Annotated in this window: 13 protein-coding genes; all 13 read right to left on the bottom strand. The window is 36.9% G+C overall.

Translation table 11 applies throughout. The features are described from left to right. Positions 1–15 precede the first annotated feature (15 nt). The 13 genes from DF947_RS21975 to DF947_RS21915 all read right to left on the bottom strand — a co-directional run bounded on the left by DF947_RS21975 (position 16) and on the right by DF947_RS21915 (position 20,138). The gene (locus DF947_RS21975; RefSeq protein ID WP_109932970.1) at positions 16–2,304 is read right to left on the bottom strand and encodes a GH92 family glycosyl hydrolase; all 2,289 of its coding nucleotides are present in this window, start codon (positions 2,302–2,304) and stop codon (positions 16–18) included. A 25-nt stretch (positions 2,305–2,329) separates the two neighbouring features. After that, entirely contained in the window at positions 2,330–3,013 is a 684-nt protein-coding gene (locus tag DF947_RS21970; RefSeq protein ID WP_109932968.1) for a basic secretory protein-like protein, read from the bottom strand. Positions 3,014–3,120: 107 nt separating this feature from the next. Then, positions 3,121–4,032 carry an ROK family protein gene (locus tag DF947_RS21965; RefSeq protein ID WP_109932966.1) on the bottom strand — a complete coding sequence of 304 codons (912 nt, stop codon included), beginning with the start codon at positions 4,030–4,032 and terminating at the stop codon, positions 3,121–3,123. Further along, entirely contained in the window at positions 4,019–5,428 is a 1,410-nt protein-coding gene (locus DF947_RS21960) for an alpha-L-fucosidase (RefSeq protein ID WP_109932964.1), read from the bottom strand. Before DF947_RS21960 ends, DF947_RS21965 begins: the two co-directional genes overlap by 14 nt. A gap of 64 nt (positions 5,429–5,492) precedes the next feature. Continuing rightward, positions 5,493–6,164, bottom strand: coding sequence for a basic secretory protein-like protein (locus DF947_RS21955; protein ID WP_109932961.1), 672 nt, complete (start codon positions 6,162–6,164; stop codon positions 5,493–5,495). Positions 6,165–6,175: 11 nt separating this feature from the next. Next, positions 6,176–7,153, bottom strand: a complete 978-nt coding sequence (locus tag DF947_RS21950; RefSeq protein ID WP_109932959.1) for a basic secretory protein-like protein — start codon at positions 7,151–7,153, stop codon at positions 6,176–6,178. An 81-nt stretch (positions 7,154–7,234) separates the two neighbouring features. Further along, complete coding sequence (locus tag DF947_RS21945; protein ID WP_109932957.1) at positions 7,235–8,203, bottom strand: hypothetical protein; 969 nt, start codon at positions 8,201–8,203, stop codon at positions 7,235–7,237. Positions 8,204–8,261: 58 nt separating this feature from the next. Continuing rightward, positions 8,262–10,088, bottom strand: a complete 1,827-nt coding sequence (locus tag DF947_RS21940; protein ID WP_109932955.1) for a RagB/SusD family nutrient uptake outer membrane protein — start codon at positions 10,086–10,088, stop codon at positions 8,262–8,264. An 11-nt stretch (positions 10,089–10,099) separates the two neighbouring features. Then, a complete protein-coding gene (locus DF947_RS21935; RefSeq protein WP_240615439.1) occupies positions 10,100–13,300 on the bottom strand; it encodes a SusC/RagA family TonB-linked outer membrane protein in 3,201 nt (1,066 codons plus the stop codon). A 133-nt stretch (positions 13,301–13,433) separates the two neighbouring features. Further along, complete coding sequence (locus tag DF947_RS21930; protein WP_109932951.1) at positions 13,434–13,994, bottom strand: discoidin domain-containing protein; 561 nt, start codon at positions 13,992–13,994, stop codon at positions 13,434–13,436. A 726-nt stretch (positions 13,995–14,720) separates the two neighbouring features. After that, positions 14,721–15,608 (bottom strand): ROK family protein, encoded by an 888-nt coding sequence (locus DF947_RS21925; protein ID WP_109932949.1) that lies wholly within the window; start codon positions 15,606–15,608, stop codon positions 14,721–14,723. A 62-nt stretch (positions 15,609–15,670) separates the two neighbouring features. Then, complete coding sequence (locus tag DF947_RS21920) at positions 15,671–17,938, bottom strand: GH92 family glycosyl hydrolase (protein WP_109932947.1); 2,268 nt, start codon at positions 17,936–17,938, stop codon at positions 15,671–15,673. 22 nt (positions 17,939–17,960) lie between these two features. Next, positions 17,961–20,138, bottom strand: a complete 2,178-nt coding sequence (locus DF947_RS21915; RefSeq protein ID WP_205940837.1) for a hypothetical protein — start codon at positions 20,136–20,138, stop codon at positions 17,961–17,963. Positions 20,139–20,260 lie beyond the last annotated feature (122 nt).

The raw sequence follows: 20,260 nt of genomic DNA, 5'->3' as shown, positions 1-20,260 counted from the left end.
CCGATAGGTAATTTTTTATTTTTCAGTTGATAACGAATACGGAAAATCAACAGGATTTGAACCTCTGGTTTTGTTTGGTGAAGCAGTCATGTTGAAGTTTAACACCGCACCATTTTGCAAACCGCTATGGCTGATCCAGTTTTTAGAATATGGTTTTCCGTTTAACTGCAACGACTGTACGTAACGGTTGCTATCGCTATTTGCGCCTGCACTAATTACGACAGTTTTACCGTTTTCTAAGGTAAGTGTTACCTTTTTAAACAATGGTGCACCTAATACATACTGATCTGTTGCTGGCGTAACTGGATAAAATCCCATTGCCGAGAACACATACCATGCAGAAGTCTGACCATTATCTTCATCACCGCAGTAACCATCTGGCGTTGCTTTGTACATTCTATTCATGGTTTCTCTAACCCAATATTGAGTTTTATAAGGTGCACCACCATAGTTGTACAAGTAAATCATATGCTGAATGGGTTGATTTCCATGAGCATACTGACCCATATTGGCGATTTGCATTTCACGGATTTCGTGAATTACACCACCGTAAGCACTTTCATCGAATACTGGAGGCATAGAGAAAACCGAATCCAATTTGGTTACAAATTTATCATGGCCACCCATTAATTTTGCTAAGCCATCAACATCCTGAAAAACCGACCAAGTGTAGTGCCAGCTGTTTCCTTCGGTAAAAGCACCACCCCATTTAAACGGGCTGAAAGGACTTTGGAATGTACCATCTTGATTTTTGCCACGCATTAAGCCTGAAGCAGGATCAAAAAGGTTTTTGTAATTCATTGCTCTTTTTTTGTAAATTTCAATCTCTGAAGCAGGTTTGCCTAAAGCTCTTCCCAATTGGTAAATTGTAAAATCATCATAAGAATATTCTAATGTTTTAGCTGCGTTTTCATTCTTTTTTACATCGAATGGAACATAACCCAGCTCATTATAATATTTAACACCGTCACGGCCTACAGCTTCCATTGGGCCTTCGTTGTTGGCGCCATGTTTCACTGCATCCCACAAGGTATTAATATCATAACCACGCATTCCTTTTATGTAGGCATCGGCAACTACCGAAGCAGAGTTGTTACCAACCATAATATTGGCGTAACCTGGACTGCTCCATTCTGGCAACCAACCACCTTCTTTGTAATCATTAATTAAGCCTTGTTGCATCTCTTTGTTAATTGATGGATAAACCAAGTTTAAGAAAGGATATAAAGCTCTAAATGTATCCCAAAAACCGGTTCCAGCGAACATATAACCAGGTTTAACTTCTCCTGTATATGGGCTCCAGTGGACAATTTGATTTTGTGCATCTACCTCATATAGTTTGTTGGGGAAGAACAATGTACGGTACATGCAAGAATAGAAAGTACGGGTTTGATCGATTGTACCACCTTCTACTGCAATTTTGCTCAAAGTTTTGTTCCAGGTGGCTCTACCTTTAGCTTTTGTTGCATCGAAACCATCATTGGCCAATTCTCTTTTTAAATTGATATCGGCTTGTTCGAAACTAATAAATGAGGAAGCAACTTTAGCAATTATCTGTTCGCCTTTGGTGGTTTGAAAACCAATAACAGCGCCAGCATGATTTACTGTTAATTCTAAATCCTTATCGTTAAGTTTTTTATCATCCCATGTTTTAGCCAATTTGAAATCTTTATTAAAATAGATTACAAAGTAGTTTTTAAAGTTTTTAGGAAGCGGTCCGCGGGCATATTTTGTGGTATAACCAATAATTTTGCGTTCTGCCGGAATAATTTTAATATACGAACCTCTGTCTTGAGCATCTACAACCACAAAAGAACTATCCGTTTTAGGGAAAGTAAATCTGAATTGTGCAGCTCTTTCTGTTGGCGTAATCTCTGTTGTTACATCGGCATCAGCTAAATAAACGCTATAATAATATGGTTTAGAAACCTCTGCTTTGTGGCTGAACCAGCTCGCACGGTCATCATCTGTAAATTTTAATTTTCCGGTTACGGGCATAATAGAGAAAGCGCCGTAATCGTTCATCCAAGGTGAAGGCTGATGGGTTTGTTTAAAACCACGGATTTTGTCTGCATTGTAAACATAAGCCCAACCATCGCCATTTCTTCCGGTTTGTGGACTCCACATGTTCATTCCCCAAGGCAAGCCTATTGCTGGGTAAGTGTTTCCATTTGATAAATCCGGTTTAGACTGTGTACCCATTAGCGGGTTAATCCAATCTACCGGGTCTGTAATTTTACCTACAGTTTGTGCAAAGCTGGTTGAAGCTGCAAAACTTAATAAGGCGATGAACAGTTTTTTCATTTTTGTATATTCAGTTTATGTGTTTCTATTTTGATTTTTCTAATGAAGGATTGCTAACGTAATCGGCCCAAAGTTCGTCTAAATTTTTCCCTGTTAATTTAGTCCATATGGCAGCTGTATAAGTATGGTCTCTTAGCGAATCATCAACGGCTTTAATGGTACCGGCTTTAACATATTTTTCTATCCAGGCAAAAAATCTTGCTGTAATTCTATAGCTATTTTTGTATGAATGTTCTGGTTTTAATTCAGGTAGAGTCCAATTTGCACCGGCATTATCAACGCCAAACTTATAACGGGCATAATCGGCAATGCCTTCGGTTAACCAGCCTGGGCCTACACTTCTGCCATAATCCTGCACAATATGCATCACCTCGTGGGTAACTACATCAATATCTTCTGGGTGCTTGATCATCCATATCGAGCTGAAGGTTACTTTACCATCGCTGGTTGCGGCTACACCTTTATAATTGGTATCTACAAAAAATTTAACCTCTTTCATTGTAGATGGATTATACTCCTTAGCCAGTTTTGGGTAAACCTCAAAAAAAGTTTTAATCAATCGCTTTTTCAGCTGGGGATCTAAACCAGCAAAATTGCTTTCGAAAGAAAGGGTATAACCATTTTTCTTTATAGTTTCCTGAGCTTTTAATTTAGTGAGGGGCAACAATGCAAACGTTGCCAAAACGCATGAGAAAATTATCTTTTTCATTTAAATCTTTGATTTTTCGACTTTGGTTAGTTTATTGTTCCGCAAAATAAATATAATATGTAAAACGTTTTACTAAACACCAAATTTTTTTTTATAACATTTTCGATTTATGCACTAATTGTTTGATAAGAATGATCCCAACAGCCTGCAGCGCCAATTAAAGCGGCATTTTCTTTAAGTTCAGAAATTTTTATCGAAGCATAGATTTCATTCCCCTTTAAGGTCGAAATCAGTTCAGGAGAAAATTCGGCAAATGCTTGAGCAATATTTCCACCAACGATTACGACATCAATTTTATGCTGATTAATTATTGGAATTAGAAATTTTGCTAGATTATTTCCAAATTCCATAAAAACTCGAATTGCATCGTGATCTGAAGATACCAATGAAACCAATTCTTTTACGCCTGCCAAAGTTTTATTGGTTAATTGCTTGTAGCGCTTTACAAACCATCGCGTGGAGAGGTAATCTTCGGCAATACCGTTTAAAAAGCTAGAATCCCAAAGCGCTGCATCCGATGCTTTATAATCAATGCAAAAGGCAGATCCTAATCCGGTACCTAAAGTTAAACCCATAACACTGGAGTTTCCTTTAGCTGCACCAGCGAAAACCTCTCCCTGTAAAAACCCAGCAGCATCGTTTATAAAACGAATGTTTTCTGGATGAATGTCTAATCGTTTTGCGAGCTCCTCTTTTATATTTACTTGATACAAAGCCTTAAATTTATCCTGATCCTTAATTAAGGAAATTCCATTTTCGTAATCAAAAGGCCCAGGCATAGCAATGCCAATATTTTTATCTGCACCATTGAAATTCTTAAATGATTCTTGGATTATCTCCGTCCAACCATTTAAAATACTTTCTGCTGATCCGTTAGAGTCGATAAAACTTCTCTTTATTGATTCAGTAATTAAACTCTTTTCATCAAGATCTACTATCCCTGTTGTAATGTGGGAGCCACCTATATCTATCCCTAAGGCAAGAGGCTTTACTTTATTTACCAAACTATCTTCTTTCATTAAAAACACCGAACTCTGCTAATTCTACTTGGTTATCAAATTTATCTATTAAAATTCTCACTTTTTTAGCCCATACCCGATCAAAGCGATGAATTTTTATTCTTGAGAGATCACTGCCTTTAAGAATAGGTTTCCATTCACCACCATCGCTATATTCCAATCTATACGAAGAAATATTTGCTGATTTCTCTGCAATAACGATCATATTTAATGCCTTATCTCTATCGAAAGTAATTTCGAACCAAGGCTCTTTAACCGTTGGATTGGAAGACCAAGTTGATCCGAAACTGTCATCGTTGGCAAAATCCATTATGTTCATATCATCACTCCAGCTTGAGTTGCTGGCCTGTTTTTTTGCAATATTTGGAGATATAATGGGCGCAACATTTGGTGGTAATGGTGGCAATGGGCCTTCGTTTTTCCACTTTGTTCCAATTTCTTTTAATGTAGCTAAAGCATTATCATCAATTAAACCATCGCGATTTGGCGCCACATTCAAAATGAAATTGCAGTACGCCTGATTTAAAGGCTTAATCATATTATTTACCAAAACATCTGCAGATTTTACAGGCGTTGTAGGGAAATCGGTTTTCCAAAACCATGCGTTATTAATTGGCAAACAAGATAAAGCCGGCAATTTGTTACTCTCCTTTTTTATATGTTGACCGGCACCCTGCTCGTAAGATTTTATATCGGTGTAATATAAGGCTTCTGGTGGATACTTAGCTGCGTTCAAATCCATAACCAAGCACTCAGGCTGTATGGATTTTATCAAGGTATAAATTTCTTCAAAAGGAACATCATCGTATGAAATTCTAGACCATGGTGCATCCCAACCATCAATAATTAAGGCATCTATTTTACCATAATTGCTGAGTAATTCTTTAAGCTGAGCTTTAATAAATTCGATTTTTTCGGGTGTAATTTGCCCCGGGCGAATTTTATGGTGCGTATCTAAAATTGAAAAGTAAAGCATTACTTTTAAACCTTCTTTTCTGAAGGATTCTGTATAGGCTTTAACAATATCTTTTTTATAAGGACTACTCATTACGCCGTAATCCGTAGTTTTTGTGTCCCAAATGGCAAAACCACTGTGGTGTTTTGTGGTTAAACAACCATAGCTCATATGGGCAGACTTAGCGGCTTTAGCCCATTGATCTGTATTAAGTTTCTTCGGATTGAAAATTGAAGGACTGGCTTCGGGATCTGCCCAATCTTGATCCATGTAGGTTGGAATATTGTAGTGAATAAACATTCCAAAGCGTAAATCAACAAAATCTTGTTGTCGCTTTAATAAACCAACTGTTTGTTGTGCAGAAACCTTAATGCCAAAAAAATTGACAAAAAAGATAATTAGAGCATATTTAAATGCCTGTTTTAATTTATTAGTAATCATTTGTGTGTGTGATTTCTAAATGCTAAAATAGTTTATTATACGCTTATTTTAAGTAACATCCTTGCTAGTCTATATCGTTATTTTGAAGATAAAGCGCCCAAAGCTCGTCAAGGCTTTTACCTGTAATTTCCTTCCACGAATCTGCAGAATATGTGTTGTATTTTAATGCTGTATTAAGCTGAAAAATGGTAGATGATTCTTGAAATTTATTAACCCAAAGCAAAAATCGAGCTGCAACCCGATACCCCATTTTGTAGCTTTGATAAGAACTAAGCGAAGGTAAACTCCAGTCAGCAGCCGCGTTGTTAAGTCCGTATTGAAATCTTCCACAATCGGCTAAGCCTTCTATTAACCACTCTGGACCAAGTGCCTTAAAATCCTGTACAATGTGCACAAGCTCATGCGTTACTAAATCCGTATCTTCAGGATGTTGTTGCATCCACAATGCGCCGAGTGTAATTTTTCCCTTTCCAGAGACTGCTACTTTTTTATAGTTCAAATCAATTAATATGGTAACTTTTTTAGTTGCCTCAGGATTATATTCTGTAACCATTTTTGGATAGACTTCAAAAAAAGTGTTGACAATATTCTGAGCCAATTCTTCGCTGATTATTTTAGAATTGTTTATAAAAACCAACGTATAATCACCACGTTTGATCATTTGATCTTGCTGTGCATTTGCCCCAAAACAGAATAACAGACAAATCATAGAGAGTGTTAATAAAGATCTTTTCATTTTTATAATTTTTATTTTGCTTTTTTATCGCTGTATTTTAGTTCTACTGAAGGGTTTTTACCGTAATCATCCCAAAGCTGATCTATCGTTTTACCCGTTAAAGATACCCAAGATTGCTCTGTATATTGATGTGCCCTCAATTGTTGATCGAGCATTGCAATTAAGCCTGGTTTTACATTTTGTTCTAACCAAGCAAAAAAGCGAGCAGTAATGCGGTAGCTATTTTTATAGCTTTGTTTATCGTTGTAAGCAGGAAGAGCCCATTTAGAGCCAACATTATCTACCCCGTATTTATAGCGCACATAGTCGGCAATGCCTTCAGTTAACCAAACCGGACCTGCAGAATAACCATAACCCTGTACAATATGCATGGTTTCATGAGTTACCACATCAATATCGGTTGGGTGCGCTTTCATATAACCTGCACTAAAAAGAATTCTATTTCCGCTGGCCTCAGCAACCGCTTTATAGGCTGTATCTACTACAAAAAGAACATCGTGGGTAGATTTATCATTGAAAGTTTTAACCAAAGTTGGATAAATTTCGAAATAGGTATCAATTAAATTCTTTCTTACCGATGGATCTAAATTTGGGTCTTTGCTGATAAAAGTAAGTTTGTAACCTTTATGCTTATCCTCACTATATGACGACCAATTTTTAGAAAGTGCTGTCCAAAGCTCTTTATTTATTTTATTTAAAGATTTCCCCTTTACCCAGTTGCTATTTACTTTTATTTCGCCCGCCTTAGCCTTAATGGTTTCGGTTTCTGTATTGGCTACTTCCAATATTACACTTCGCTTGGTTCTATAACCATCGGCATTTGCAAACACCGGATATTGCAAGTTAAATGAGGCTGTTAAATTACTTTTGGTTTCAGCATCCAATACATTTGTTGGATCGGTGATTGTAATTTGGAAATCTCTGTTTCTTTGAGCAAATCCTGTAATGGAGCATGCAAGTAAAATGAGTAATAAAAATTTCTTAATCATGGTTTAATTCAGTGTGTGTGTGTGTGTAAAAATTAAAAAAGAGATTCCGAATTATCGGAATCTCTAAAATGAGCATTAATTTTAATAAGTAATGTTTGGAAAATCTTTTTTAGCTTGAACAAGCATTGGCGCCCAATCTGCACCTTTTTCATCTTTCGGGCCAAAAGCAGCTAAAGCAAGTGGTGCTAAATCTGCTTTTGCTGAGCCACTCCAAAAGTGAACAAACTCGCCAAAGTTCATTTTTCTGGTATATTGTTGATAGCTTTTGCTCTGAACAGTAAGCTGTTGCTTTGGAAAATACTGCGAAAGCAAAGTAAAGAAACCATTTAAAACTTTCGTTTTTCCGTAGTTTTCGTAAATAGGAAGAAACCAATTTTTAAACCATTGTGTTCCTGCCTTTGGATAACTATCTGTAGTCGTCATCATTTTATTATACCAACGCTGTGCATCGGCTGTTCTACCTAAGCCTAAATAAACATCGTATTGATAAATTTCCATCCATTTACTATCGTGCCAGATATCAAAAGCCGGAGATTCTTTTACCCCTTTGGATGCACCTTCTACAATGTGGCCAATTTCATGGGTCGATAAATCGATATCGTTATCCACTCCGGTAGTCCAGGCATCTAAGCTACTGGCACCGCAATCGGTCACATTTCTGTAATCATGACCAGCATCCAGATAAGTTCCCGGATGGCCACCACTATATTTACCTGCATGATAAATTACAAACAAACGGCTATCATCGCCAAATTTGCCATAGGTTTTTTTGGTGTAATTCCATGCCTCGGCCATATAGGTTTTAGGCCAGGTAATTGTTGGTTTAACATCACCATCGTAATAAACAACTACACTTGTATCATAATAAACACGATTTAACAACTGAACGTGCTCAAACCAATGTTCTTTCCAGGTTTTTGGTGGCGCATCTGGCGGATCAATAGCCTCTACAATTGGTGGTGCCGGCTTAATTGATTCCGTTTCCTTTTTACCATTACACGCCAGCAAAGCAAAGATTACAATTACTGATAAGGGAAAAATGTTTTTCATAGTTTTAGTATATTGGTTAAAAAAAGCACCGAGTGAAACACCCGGTGCTATATATGTTTTACCAGCCAGTATTTTGTACAATTACTGGAACTTTTTGAATCTCACCGTTCGGTATTGGCCATAAATAGTGTTTCTTTTGGAAAACTCTATTTTCAGTTACCACCGGAGTATAAAATGCTGGTGCATTTTGGGTAATGTTTAAACCTCTAATCTGTGTATCAGTAGTTTCTGCAATTTTCCATTCTCTGGTATAGAAATAACGATCTAACTCAAAAGCAAGCTCAACACGTCTTTCTCTACGAATGGCATCTCTCATATCCGTTGGGATAGGAAGTCCGCCTCCTCCATAAATTGGAATACCTGCTCTTGTACGAATTCTGTTTAAATAGATTAAGATATCAGGGTCTGAAGGATTTGACTCCTGTAATGCTTCAACATAATCTAAGTAAATTTCAGCCAATCTAATTGAGGTGAAAATTGTTCTACCACTTGTCCAACCTGCTACAGTTAAGTGCTTTCTAGAAGTATAGCCTGTTTTAGTATAATCATTGTTCGCAATAGCACCTTTACCAGCATTACCACTGTTTGTAAAATCTGTAATGATGTTAGATTGCGGATTGATCCATTTACGATTGGTATAAGTAATATCGGCATAAAAACGAGGTTCGCGATTTACATACATATTGCTTATTACCCTTGGAGCATTTTGATCATTTGGATCCGGAGCTTGATAAGTTGATGTTCCATTAGCGGTATATGTAGGGTCACTTTCTATTGGTAATCCATTTGCGGTAAAAAATGCATCAACCAACTGTTGAGAAGGAGATAAGAATGAACCACCTTTATCACCACCTGAAGCTCCATTATGATTCGGCGCTAAAGAATATTGATAAAAAGTTACATCACCACCTCTACCAAAAATGATTTCAGAATTCCATCCATTTAAAAACACATCTCTAGTTGCAATAAACGCTCTGTTAAAAGCAGTATTTGGCAAACCTGATGGCGTAGCCGCAACAGTATAAAGTGCATAGCTAGAATAGTTTGGGTTATTTAAAAATGATTTCGCAGCAGTAGCCAATCTAGTCCATTTTGCAACATTATAGGTTTGACTGATTAATTGCTTGCCATCTTGATTTCTAAGACCAGCATAATCTGTATTTCCATTAAATAAAGGACGAGCAGCTGTTAACAACGTTTTAATTTTGTAGGCTTCTGCAACAGATGCAGTAACGTGACCAAAATCTTCATTTGCCTGTGGTGTAGCCGGAAGACGAGAAATTGTTGCATCTAACTCACTTACGATGTATTCTACACATTCATCCATTGAGTTACGTGGTTTACTGATGGCCTCAAGCGGTGCATCAGAAGCAATTGGATCATTACCTAATAAAATTACCGGACCATATTGTCTGATTAAATAATAGTAATAGATGGCTCTTAACGCTCTTGCTTCATTGTAATAACGGTTTACAATATCTATACCGCCAATATTACAATCTGTACATCTGGTAACGTTTGCCATAAAAGAACTAGCCGCCTGAATACCACGGTAGTAGTTTTGCCAATGATAATTTACATTTCCACTGGTTGCATCCCATGCACCTGTATTTACGTTTTCGGTAAAATTCGGCAGTGTGTAATCTGCCTCATCAGAAGCAGCTGTCCACGGACCGATATTCCCTGCTGCACTCGCCGAACGATCTTGATTTTGATCTGGTAAGGTAGAATAAACATTTGCCAAAGCCTGATCAACAGTAGACTTTCTTTGATACAATTGATCAAAAGTAAGCCTATCATCAGGTACTTGATTTAAAAATTTCTTACAGCCATAATTGCCGACTATCAACAATGCCCCAACTGTATATATTAATATTTTTTTCATTCTTTTTAAGTTTAAAAATTAGCTGTAAGACCTAAAGAATAATTAGATGTTAATGGATATCTAGTACCGTTATTGGTTAAGAGTTCTGGATCCCAAAGTTTGAATTTACTAATGGTAAATACGTTATAGCCAGTTGCATATATTCTTAGGCGTTTAACACCGATTGATTTTATGCCTTCTTTAAGTGTATAACCCAAATCGGCATTTTTCAATCTCAAGAAACTGATATCACGTTTCCACCAGGTACTGGATTGATAGTTGTTGTTGTTAGTACCACCATAAGATAAACGTGGGTAAACAGCGTCTTGACGAGGGTTTGATGGTGTCCAACGATCTGAAGCAACCGCCAACATATTACCTAAACCACCAGAGTTTGCAAATGATGGAATGTTTAAAATAATATCTGCATTATCCTGTCCTTGGAAGAATAAACCAAAATCGAAGTTTTTGAATGTTAAAGAGAAACCAAAACCATAAGTGGTACTTGGAACATCGCCTCTACCGATTGCCGTTTGATCGAATGAATCGATTTTACCATCACCATTTAAATCTTTGTACTTGATATCACCCGGCATTAAAGTTCCGAATTGAGTTGGACTGGCATTGATCTCTGCCTGACTATCAAATAATTTCTCTGCGATATAGCCGAAACGAGTAGAAGCTAAAATATTAAGACCTCTTTGCTCTAACCAAGGGTAAGCCTTTGGTGCTTGATCGTTCTCAATTACTTTGTCTTTATTAAACGTAAAGTTTGCTCTTAAGTTAAGCGACCAATCTGTACCTAATTTTGCATCATATTGTAAAGTACCATCGATACCTTTATTTTCTACAATACCTAAGTTGCCAATTGGCGTATTAGCCAAACCAATATAATTTGGTACTGTTCCTCTACTAATAAATTGGTTTTCTCTTCTTTCTTTGAAAAAATCGACAATTAAAGATAGATTATTGTTTAAGGTTTTCATTTCAAAACCTAAATCCTGCTTGCGGGTTTCTGCCCAGGTAACATCTACACCATAAGCAGTTACACCTAAACCACCTGGAGAAATGTTTCCACTTTGACCGAAGGTATAGCCACTTGCACTTCCAACTTTAGTTAAATAATAGAAACGGTCGCCTTCGCTACCTGCGTAACCAGACCCACTGCCACCACTACCAACAATACCATCAGAATAACGGAACTTAACCATTTGAATCGCATTTTTTAATGGTTCGAAGAATTTCTCGTTAGATAGTAACCATCCAACTCCAAGCGCTGGGAAAAAACCGTAACGTTTATCTGGAGCAAAGTTTTCTGAACCGTTATAGCCCACATTAAATTCGAAGAAGTATTTATTATCGTAAGCGTATGTTGCACGACTGGCAACACCTTGCAACCTGTAAGGAAGTGAAAGTGTTAAGTTACCTGCAAATGGTGTAGTATTATCATTTTGGTTATACAATAATAAACCACTTACAGCATGCTTACCAAATGTGCGGTTATAGTTAATAGCAGCTTCAAAATAAATTTTCTTATCACCGCCATTAGCGATACCGTAGTTTAAGAAATCCTGTCCTTGAAGAACCAATCCATATTTATAACCTGAGCTTGCATTACCCGGAACGATGTATGGATCATTAGGGTTAATTCTATATAATGTTTCTCTTTTCGTTCTAGCTATCGTGTTACTGTTGTTAATATCGAAAGAGAACATTGTTGTAGCCGATAAGCCTGGTGTTATTTCTTTCAAATCTTGAGTTAAACGAAGATTTGAATACAATTGGTTGGTGTAACCTGCACTGTATCCATTTCTGGTAACGTCACCATAAGGGTTACGTTGATCAGCTTGTGGACTAATACCCGGCAAACTTCCGTTTGGATAAAGCACAGGAAAAGATGTAGGGTTAATTAAGAATGCTTGGCTAAAAATATCCTGCGCACCCAAATTACTTGGAAAATTGCTTTGTCCTAAAATCCCTTTGATACCCAAATCCATTTTTGTGGTACCCGTTATATCCCAATTTAAGTTTGCACTTACATTATAGCGGCTATAACTTTGTTTAGTAGATGAGTTTACAGCTTCATCAGTTTTAAACAAACCGTCTTCACCATAATAGCCCAAGGAAACATAATACTTTGCATTACTTACACCACCTGAAAGGTTAGCAGTTGCTGATCTATTTCTACCAAAATCGTTGTAAATAGCATCGAACCAGTTTACATTTGGATAAAGAATTGGATCTACACCAGAAGCTGTTTTTTGAACAGCATCTATTGAATATGCCGGTGTAAATGCACCTGCTGCACCACCTCTCAAATAATCTGAATATTTAGCCTCATTAGCTAAATTCATATAATCTACACCATCAATTAATTGTGGTTTTTTAGTGAAACGGCTAATTCCTTCATAATATTCTACATTAATTTTTGGAGAACCTGTTTTTCCTTGTTTTGTATTAATTAAGATTACTCCATTTGCACCACGGATACCATACACCGCCGTTGCTGCAGCATCCTTTAATACAGTAAAGTTTTCTACATCATACACACTAATATCATTCAAGTTACGATTAGGAACTCCATCAATAATTACCAATGGCCCTCTATCTCCTGATGTAAGTGATGAGATACCACGAATAAAAATGTCTGATCCCGTTGCACCTGGTTCACCATTTCTGCTTACGTTTACAACACCCGGAATACGACCAGCCAATAATTGACTCATACTTGAAACGGGCTGTTTTAATTCATCAGCTTTTACGGATGACTGTGCACCAACCAAACTCTCTTTTTTCTGCGTACCAAAACCAACGATAGCAACCTCTTGTAGGTTTGCTCCTGCTGTTTCTTTTAAAACAATATCTATAGTTGTTTGCGTACCAACAGTTATTTCTTTAGTATCGTAACCAACATAGGTTACAATTAGCACTGTATTTTGATCTGGGACGGTAATGGTAAATGCACCATTTACATCTGCAGCGGCACTAGTGGAACTACCTTTTACCTTAACACCGGCTCCAGGTAATGGCAATCCTTTTTCATCTTTAATTATACCGCGTACAACAATATCAGCCTTGGCTTTTGTAACCGCAACCGAACTGCTTATATTAACGGCAGAAGCATTGGCTGTTGGATAAAAACTGCTTAATGCTAAAGTTAAAGCGATAGCCTTAAAAGCGCAATTTTTAAACCTGAGCCTGCCCTCAGTTAAATTTGTAATTCTTTTCATCATAATTATTTTGTTAGTAACAGATTACTCTATTAGGTCTATTGATCAGTTGAAATAAATTTTATTACCCACAGTTTAAACTCGTGGTGCAAATTTTAATGTGTTTTATTTACAGAAGAATCTTGTTTAGCGTAGACTATTGTTGCTCTTCTGGAACCTCAATTAAACGCCATTCTGACAACTGGAATAAAGAACCACTACCAACTGCAGAAATGCTAATTCTATAAAATTTGTATAAAACCTTATTTTTGAAGCTGTAGGTTTTGGTTAAATTACGGCCAGAAAATGTCTCGCCAGTTCTTGTATCCAAGTCTACCCAAGTGGTACCATCCAAAGAACCACTAAATTTCCAGTCTTTCGGATCTCTACCAGCAGCATCATTTCCAGATGTTAAAGTATAAGAAGCAACTTGTTGTGGTGAGGCAAAAGCCAATTGCATGTAAAAGTTTGATGCAAAGGGATTGATCAGAAATTTTGTGTTGAAATCATTATCAACCACCTTGGCAGATCCTTCCGCACCTGATGCGCCACCGGAACTTTCGATATTAACAGAAAGTGCTGCTTTCGCAGTAACATCTACTTTGGCTTTCCAGGTAAAAAGATCTACTGAAGGATATTCTTCTTTACCACATCCAAGAAGTAAAACCAGAACTGCACAAAGTCCGATCGCACTCCTGGTAATTTTTAAAAGAGTCATAATTAGTTAGGTTAAAGTTTGTTAGTTATTAAATGTGTCTTAGTTGATCGCAGACCAATGTTTGAGGATGTTTTTAACGGTTTACCAGACTTGAATTAGCAGAATAGAACTGTATTTGTTCTATTTAAAGCATTATTGCAAGGCATTCAATAATAAAATCTTTTGTTGTATTTGTACCATACCTTGTATAGTAGGTATCAATTACATCGAAATAAAAACATTGTATCAATTTGGTCTAAAGGTGTTAAGTCATTCACCTTTGCTTCTCTTTAGGAGGCTTAGAGTAGTTTTTTAGTTGAGTTCATTCATAAAGTTTGGTTTAGGGTTTGATTTATTGTTTTGGTTTTATCTTAGTCTCTATAAGAGATTGAGTGCTAATTATTTAAGTTAAGTTTGTTTAAAGCAAAGCTAAAACGTTTTAGTATAAAGTCTTAAAAAAAACTGCTAAGTTAGAGCAGGTTTATTTTTTAGAAGTATCTGGTTGGACTAAAACGTTTTAGTCTTCAATAATAGAGAATTTACTTGAAAATACAGCGCAACATATTTGTTACAATAAGAAAAATAGGATGTTTTGCTAGAAGAAAGAGACAAATTACTATGCTTTATTTGATAAAAGCATAATAATTGAATAGAAGACTTATATTTTATTACAAAAAATAGATTTTAGCTGGTTAACTATTTAAATTGCGCTAATAATTTACCAACCAAAAACAAATATTCGATTTTTTAAGAGGCTATAGACTTAAAACTAACATCACTGCAGCTTGCAGCGCCAATTAAAGCTGCATGTTCTTTTAATTCTGATATTTTAATTGGGGTATTTATTCCATTACCCTTTAATGTTGCAATTAATTCTGGCGCAAAGGCATCAAATGCTTGAGCAATGTTGCCCCCAATAATAACGATATCAATTTTTGACTTTTTGATAATCGGAATTAAAAACTGAGCTAGGTTATAACCAAACTCCATGAAAACCCTTGTAGATAAATGATCAACATTTACAATGCTTACCAATTCTTTAACACCATCCAATGTTTTACCGCTTAATTGCTGGTATCTTTTTACAAACCATCGTGTAGATAAATAATCTTCAGCAATACCCTCAATAAATGGAGAATTCCATAAATCCGCATCAATTGCTTTATCATCAATGCAGAGTGATGAGCCCAAACCTGTTCCAAGTGTTAAACCCAATACATGTGCATTTCCTTTTGCCGCACCCGCAAAAACCTCTCCCTGTAAAAAGCCTGCAGCATCATTAATAAAATGAATATTTTCGGCGGGCATTTTTAACCTGCTGGCAAGTTCTTCTTTCACATTTACCTTATATAACGATTTGAATTTATCTTGATCTTTGATCAGTGAAATTCCCTTTTCGTAGTCGAATGGACCAGGCATTGCAATACCTAAATGTCTTACGTTATTTGGAATTCCATCAAATGCATCATCAATAATTTTGCACCAGGCTGCGAAAATTACTTCCTTACTTTCTTGAGCATTAATCGCACTGCGCCTTATCGAATTCTTTATTAATGTTCTTGTTTCTAAATCTACCAATGCAGCAGTAATATGCGAACCGCCTATATCTACACCTAATGCAACGGACTTTTCCATTCTATATCTATCTTGTATTAACTAATTCTATTTCTATTGGCAATTTAATTACGGCCTTAAGCTTACTTACTTAACGAAAAAGGTTTATCATTTTCATTTAAACCTCTATTTAAAGCTGGTTTGCTATCCATTTCTAGTTTTAAAACCCCACCCTTCATGATATCGCTGTGCGTAATAAAGTTTTTGGTATATTCTTTCCCATTTAGCTTCGCCGATTTTATATAAACGTTGGTTGCACTATTTGCCTCAGCATCTATAACAAACTTTTTTCCATTTTCTAAATTGATTGTCGTTTTCCTAAATGCAGGACTTCCCAACACATATTCTCCGGTGCCGGGCGTTACACTGTAAAAACCCAAAGCGCTTAATACATACCACGATGATGTTTGACCTTGGTCTTCATCTCCAGGATAACCGTTTTCTGTTGCATCGTATAACTTATGCATAACCTCACGTGCATGGAATTGAGCCTTCCAAGGTTGATTTGCATAATTATATAAATAAACCATATGCTGAATTGGCTGATTTCCATGTGCATACTGCCCCATATTAGCCATAACCATTTCTGTCATTTCATGGATCATGCCGCCATAAGTGCCTACATTAACTTTGTTGGGTTCGCTAAAAACTGAATCTAGCTTTGCTGTAAAGTTTTGATTGCCTCCCATTAAATTGATCAATCCTCTGGTATCTTGAAAAACAGACCATTGCCAGTGCCATGCATTGCCTTCGGTAAAAGGTCCACCCCACTCTGTTGGATCAAAATTTGGCGACCATTGACCATTTTCATTTTTACCACGCATAAAGCGGGTCGATGGATCGTAAACATTTTTGTAATTGTACATTGGCTTTTCAAAAACTTCCATATAATGTTTGTCGCCAATCATTTTTGCCAGTTCGTAAGCGCAATAATCATCATAAGCGTACTCTAGCGTTTTGGCTGTAGCTTCTCTATATTTAGGAAAAGGCACATAACCAATTCTGTTATATTCCGTAACACCATCTCGCCCATTTGCCGGCCCCCACGGGCCTTTATTCATGGCTTCATGATAATAAGCATCAAGCGCTTTTTTAGGATCGAAAGTTCTGATGCCCTTTGCCCATGCATCAGCCAGCAAGGAAATGGCGTGGTTTCCGATCATACTTCCGGCTTCGCTCGGAAATGACCAAGAAGGCAACCATCCACATTGATCGTAAGCATCAATCATGGCTTGCATATATCTTCCATGCATTTCTGGCTGTACCAAAGAGTTTAAAGGAAACTGAGCTCGGAAGGTATCCCAAAAGCCGGTATCTGTAAACATATAACCTTCGTGCACTTTACCATCGTATGGACTGAAATAATATGGCTTTCCATTTTTATCTAACTCATAAAACTTACGCGAAAACAAACTTGCTCTAAAAAAACACGAATAGAAAGTTTCCATATCCGCTTTAGATCCACCCTCTACTTCAACTTTTCCTAAAGATTTATTCCAAACGGCTGCCGCATTATCTTTGGTGTTTTCCAAAGTTTTATCAGCGCCAAGTTCTCTTTTTAAATTCAGTTCAGCCTGTTCTAAACTGATGTACGAAGAAGCCGTTTTTACCTGAACCTTTGCTCCAGCTTCAAATTCGATATAAGCGCCTTTGCCCAAACCTTCGGCCGAAGTAGAATCTGCAGAGATGGTATTCCCTTTATTTTCCCAAGTTCCATAAGCTTTAATCGGTTGATCAAATTCTACAACAAAGTAACTTTTCCAGCCACGTTTAAAACCTTCGCCATTATTTACGAAACCGGTTATTTTATTCTCCTTTGGATAAATTTTTATGCCACTTAATCTGGTGTATCCATCTAAGATTAAAAAGCTCTTTTTCCCTTTTGGATAAGTAAACCGAATATGCGCACCCCTTTCTGAAGGTGAGATTTCCGTCGTAATCTGATTGGCAAATTTTACCTTATAATAGTTGGGTTTTGCAATTTCATCTGCATGGCTAAACTTGGCTTCCCGTTTATTTTCATCAACCACCAAATTATCAACCATAGGCATAAAAGAGAATACGGCATAATCCCTTGTCCATGAGCTGCATTGATGTGCTTGTTGAAATCCTCTAATTTTATCTTTAAAATACTGATACTTCCATCCATCGCCATTTCTTCCGGTTTGAGGGGTCCATGTATGCATTCCGAAAGGCAATGCCGTGGTTGGATAAGTGTTTCCTCTGGTAAGCTCGTGTTTGGAGTTGGTTCCCTGTAAGGTGTTTACATAGTGAACCCAATCTTTCTGCTGTGCCAATAACCCTTTGACGGAGAGGCAGAATAAAATGGATGCAATTAATTTTAGTTTCATTTGTGTATTTGTGTGTTTATTTTTACCAGCTGATGTTAACCTCTACACCTTCGCTGAAATTTTCAAAGCCTAATAAAAGCGTTTTCGATTGCTCGTCCCATTCATTTTTTGTAAGGGATAAATTTGTTCCACCTTTTACTGCTGTACTATTTTTTGGTTTTGCGGGCAATAATATCCGCATGATGTTGTTTGTGTTTGAAGGACTTTTTGCAATAAATGTGAAACTGTTTTTGGTTACAACTTCGTTTGTTGCTCTTGACGCAGCAGCTAAAATTTGTGGCTTATTTTTATTCTCTACTTCAAAAATGTTAAACAAATAAGCTTGCGTACCCGGTTGAATGATTTTTTCATGAATAACTGGCAGTTCGGGATTGAACAGATCGATTAAAGTTCCTTCTAGCTTTAAGGGTTCCTTACTTTCACTTTCGTCTAAAACCGCCGCGATTGTAAATGGACCGCGTTCTAAAACAAAGTTATTTTTAGTGATAAATGATCCCGCTTTGGCCTCTGTTTCGTAAGCTTGTTTAATTGTGGCTATAAATTCAGTATCGCCATTGGCATTCATAATAAGTTCTTTTGGATCTTTTCTAATGATGAACACTTTTCCGCTTCCAACCTGATAACTGGATTTACCTGCACTTTCACTAATCCCCATCAAACCAAATAAATGCTCGGATGGTGCCTTGAATGTATTACCTCCTGTATTCCACCATTCCTTTACATTTTGAAATGGATCATTATCTCTACCATAATAAACTAAAACGCCTCCATTTTTTACCCATTTAACCAATTCAACATGGTTTTCTGCTGCTGATGGTTTCATGTTCGAATAGGTCATGATAAGCACCTTCAGATCCTTCAGGGTATTTTTATTGGCCAAATTTTCCATGTGCACCGTTTCTACAGGAACCCCATGCTTTAACAAAGGAATCGCCATTCCGTAAAAATTAGAAAGGTATGGATCGTTATAACCCTGATGCGTTGGATAATTTTGAAACATTAAGGAATTGGATAGCAAAACACCGATGCCCTGACTGCCATTTAATTTATTTTTTGATAAGGGCATTTGGTTTAGGGAATTAACCATTACCTGCATTTGCGTTGCATACGCAGGTGCAATTGGCTGTTTCTCCTGCATACCTTCAACACTAAACTTGCCTTTATAAATTCGATTAGGCCATGGCATTACTTCATAATTATCAACCATTGGGTACAATAACTCTGCAGTAAATGTTGCCTGATAATTAATTTTGTAATCATCCCAGGATCTTGCCCTATCTTCTATTGGATCCGTTAAAAAGAAAATTTTTCTTCCTGTTGGAGCGGTCATAGAAACCATAGAACCATACTCTAAAAATGCATTTTCAAATACCCGTTCCTTACTTTTTCCATTGTAAAAAACCGGTTCTCGAGAAGTACCTGTCCACACTTGTGCAATGTAGCCGTCCATACCATCTAAGTTTGCCAAACTCGCCTCCGGACTAACAATATGCCATGAAGAATAGTTTAACAATGAGTGTGTAGGCACAAAACATTTAACTCTTTTGCCTACGCTTTGGCTATAACTTTTTACATAGCTAAAAACCTCTTTTAAGGCATTGAAGTATAATTGATATTTGAGTTTTGAGGATAGATAAGTTGCCTCAGGCGATTCGTGCTGAGCCATCCAAGGGAAACCGTAATAATTTTGCCATTCTTTTTTAAAGGCATCGCCATAACCGGCTCTTGCCCAAAATTCTGGTTCTTCCAAATAAATTGCGGTAACGCCTGCATCAATTGCCCGCTTAACATGTGTTTTCATGTAAGCGATGTAGCTTGGGGTTGGCAATGTGTAAGGAACATTTTTACCATGCCAAATGGTTTCTCCATTCTGCATCATCTGGCCTTCATCCAAATGATTTTTACCATCCCATTCGCCTAGAAAATAATCTTTGTATTGGCCCCACGCAATTCCGGTCATAAACTGAACTTCGTAACCTTTATCCCGATATCCTTTTACACGTTCTTCGAAATTGCCATTGTTATCGTTTATGCCATAAACCATGGCGATATCCGATCTTACATCATAATCTGCACTCCATGGTGCCGATATTTGAAAAGATGTTTTTTCTTTAGATTTTACCTGCGCCAAAACATTATTTTGCACAAAACAAACCACCATTGCGGTTAATATTGTGTAGTAAAATGTTCGGTTTCTCATGCTTTAATAATTAGGAGATAAAATTGGCTAGCGAGAAAAGAGAAAAATAATTCTGTTTTTCATAGTGATGATTTAATTTTCAGGGCGATGCTTGCATAAGTAGATCGTGCAAGCATCGCCTG

Source organism: Pedobacter paludis (assembly GCF_003173575.1).
GTDB lineage: Bacteria > Bacteroidota > Bacteroidia > Sphingobacteriales > Sphingobacteriaceae > Pedobacter > Pedobacter paludis.
The sequence above is the reverse complement of the archived record's forward strand: the minus strand, read 5'-3'. Positions and strand labels throughout refer to the sequence as shown.

Coding starts and splice junctions, on each gene's coding strand:
- DF947_RS21975 (WP_109932970.1), bottom strand. CDS start 2,304: ATGAAAAAACTGTTCATCGCCTTATTAAGTTTTGCAGCTTCAACCAGC.
- DF947_RS21970 (WP_109932968.1), bottom strand. CDS start 3,013: ATGAAAAAGATAATTTTCTCATGCGTTTTGGCAACGTTTGCATTGTTG.
- DF947_RS21965 (WP_109932966.1), bottom strand. CDS start 4,032: ATGAAAGAAGATAGTTTGGTAAATAAAGTAAAGCCTCTTGCCTTAGGG.
- DF947_RS21960 (WP_109932964.1), bottom strand. CDS start 5,428: ATGATTACTAATAAATTAAAACAGGCATTTAAATATGCTCTAATTATC.
- DF947_RS21955 (WP_109932961.1), bottom strand. CDS start 6,164: ATGAAAAGATCTTTATTAACACTCTCTATGATTTGTCTGTTATTCTGT.
- DF947_RS21950 (WP_109932959.1), bottom strand. CDS start 7,153: ATGATTAAGAAATTTTTATTACTCATTTTACTTGCATGCTCCATTACA.
- DF947_RS21945 (WP_109932957.1), bottom strand. CDS start 8,203: ATGAAAAACATTTTTCCCTTATCAGTAATTGTAATCTTTGCTTTGCTG.
- DF947_RS21940 (WP_109932955.1), bottom strand. CDS start 10,088: ATGAAAAAAATATTAATATATACAGTTGGGGCATTGTTGATAGTCGGC.
- DF947_RS21935 (WP_240615439.1), bottom strand. CDS start 13,300: ATGATGAAAAGAATTACAAATTTAACTGAGGGCAGGCTCAGGTTTAAA.
- DF947_RS21930 (WP_109932951.1), bottom strand. CDS start 13,994: ATGACTCTTTTAAAAATTACCAGGAGTGCGATCGGACTTTGTGCAGTT.
- DF947_RS21925 (WP_109932949.1), bottom strand. CDS start 15,608: ATGGAAAAGTCCGTTGCATTAGGTGTAGATATAGGCGGTTCGCATATT.
- DF947_RS21920 (WP_109932947.1), bottom strand. CDS start 17,938: ATGAAACTAAAATTAATTGCATCCATTTTATTCTGCCTCTCCGTCAAA.
- DF947_RS21915 (WP_205940837.1), bottom strand. CDS start 20,138: ATGAGAAACCGAACATTTTACTACACAATATTAACCGCAATGGTGGTT.